The sequence below is a fragment of the Planctomycetota bacterium genome, assembly GCA_026387035.1.
Classification (GTDB): Bacteria; Planctomycetota; Phycisphaerae; order FEN-1346; family FEN-1346; genus JAPLMM01.
Genome location: JAPLMM010000134.1, coordinates 1 through 2,303 on the forward strand (window position 1 = coordinate 1; position 2,303 = coordinate 2,303).

1 protein-coding gene is annotated in these 2,303 nt (G+C 67.2%); it reads left to right on the top strand.

Going from position 1 to position 2,303, the window contains the following annotated elements:
* The coding region (locus tag NTX40_04575; GenBank protein ID MCX5648358.1) for a glutamine amidotransferase at window positions 1-2,303 on the top strand (2,303 nt) is incomplete at both ends.

Genomic DNA, 2,303 nt, shown 5'->3' on the forward strand with positions numbered 1-2,303 from the left:
TACGGTGACGGCCTCTCGCTGGCCGGTCTGGTGCTGGCGTCGGCGGGGGCCGTCGTCTTCTGGGCGCTCCTCATCCATTGGGTGCTGCGAAACCGCCTGTGGTCGTTTCTGCCCCTGCTCCTCGTTCCGCCGGTCCTCGCCTTGGTGGGGTGGATGCGGGACCGACGGCCTGCCGGGGGCGACGGCGCCCGCCCGTCGGCCGTGCCGGAGCCCGTGTTGCCATGGTGGCAAATTCTCGTCGGGCTCATTTCGGCCGGCGTGATTTTCCCAGTGGCCGTCGCGGCCGGGCAGACCCAGGAGGCGCGCCTCCAACTGGCCCTGATGGTCCTTCTGGCCCTTGCCGCGAGCGCGTGGACCCTGTTCTTCTATCTGCGCGTGTATCGGTATCTGGGGCGGTTGCCGATGGGCGTGTTGTCGGCGATGCGCGTCTTGGCCGTCCTCCTGCTGGTGCTCCTCGTTTTCAAGCCGGTGCTGAGTTTCGAGGAACGGGTCGAGCACCGGACCGACCTGCTGGTGCTGGTGGACGCCTCGCGTTCGATGTCCGTGAGCGATTGGCCCGACACGCCTCACCGCCTGGCCCTGGCGGCCGCTCAGGTCCGGGAATACCTTGATCGGCTGGCGACGGCGTTCAACGTCCAACTCTACACGTTCGACACGCGAGCCCGGCCGGTCGAAGCCGGCCAGTGGCCTGAACCCGAGGGCGAGGCCACCAACATCACGCGGGCCGTCAAGGACGTGCTGGCTCTCGCGCGCCGGGCCGACACGAGCGGCCTGGTGCTCTTGAGCGACGGCCTGCACAACGCCGGCGGCGACGTGGTGCGGGACATCACGGCTCTCGGGCCGCCGCCGATTTATACCGTCGGCGTGGGGACGGACCTGACACGAGAGAGCGGGTACCAGGACATCAGCATCGAGAACGTCCGGGCTCCGGAGGAAAGCGTCGTGGACAACGTCACCCGCGTCACCGTGGATGTCGAAGCGGTGGGCCTTGCTGACCGATCCGTCGAGGTTCAGTTGCGCGAGGGCGACACGCTGCTGTCGGCCCAGCCGCTCCGCCTCGACGGGACGCCCGGCAGCCAGAGCATCACGCTCACCGTCACGCCGACCACCACCGGCCGGCATACCTACACGGTGCGCATTCCGCCGGACCCCGCCGAACGCCGCAGCGAAAACAACACGCGCGATCTGTATCTCCTGGTGACCGACCCCAAGATACGCGTGCTGTACGTCGAAGGCGTCGTGCGCCCGGAGTACAAACCCCTGAAAAGCGTCCTGGAGACGGACCCCAACGTGGAGTTGGCTGCCCTGGTTCAGGTCCGCAAGGGCGAGTTCCTCCAGTCGGGCAGCCGCAACGACCTCGCGCTCACGGGGTTTCCCCAGACGCTCGAGGACATGCGGAAGTTCGACGTCTTTCTCCTCGGCGACCTGGACCGCAGTTACTTCTCCGCGAAGCAACTGGAGAACCTGAAGACCGCCGTCAGCGAGGGCGGGGGCCTCCTCATGATCGGCGGGTACGCGAGTTTCGGCCCGGGCGGCTACGCGGGCACGCCCGTGGAAGAGATCCTTCCGGTCTTCGTCGGCCCGCGCGACATCGGCCAGGAGACCGAAAGATTTGTCCTCCGCCTTACGCCCGAGGGCGAGGCCCACCCCATCTTTTATGGCGCCACCGATTTTTTCATGCCGTCAGCGCCTGGCCGTTCAATCCGCAATCCGCAATCCGCAATCCGCAATCCGGAGGAGTTGCCTTACCTGAAAGGCTGCACGCGCCTCGGCCGGCCCAAGCCCGGCGCGAGCGTCCTGGCGGTTCATCCGGACCGCGCGGGACCTTCCGGCCCGCTCATAGTCCTGGCGGTCCAGTCCTACGGCCTGGGGCGCACGGCCGCCTTTGCCGCCGACACCACCTACCAGTGGTACTTGCCGTACAAGGCCCTCGGGCGCGATTCGCCCTACATCAAGTTCTGGGGCCAGATGGTCCGGTGGCTCGCCAACAAGGAAATCAAGGAGACGGCTGACGAGCCCGGCGTCACCCTTTTGGTGAACAAGCCGTTCTACAACCCCGGCGAATCGGTGACCGTCCGCGCCAGGGTCCGCGAGGAGGAAGGACGGGCCACCAACTACGCCGACGTCACCGGCTCGCTCATCGGCGCCGGCGGCGAACGCACGCCGCTTCCCCTGGTCCTCGTGCCCGGTTCGGTCGGCATGTATGAAGCGAAACTCGACCCGCCCGATCCCGGCGAGTACAAAATCCTCGTCGAGGCGCGAAAGGACGGCAAGCGCCTCGGCATCGCCGAGGATGCTTTCGT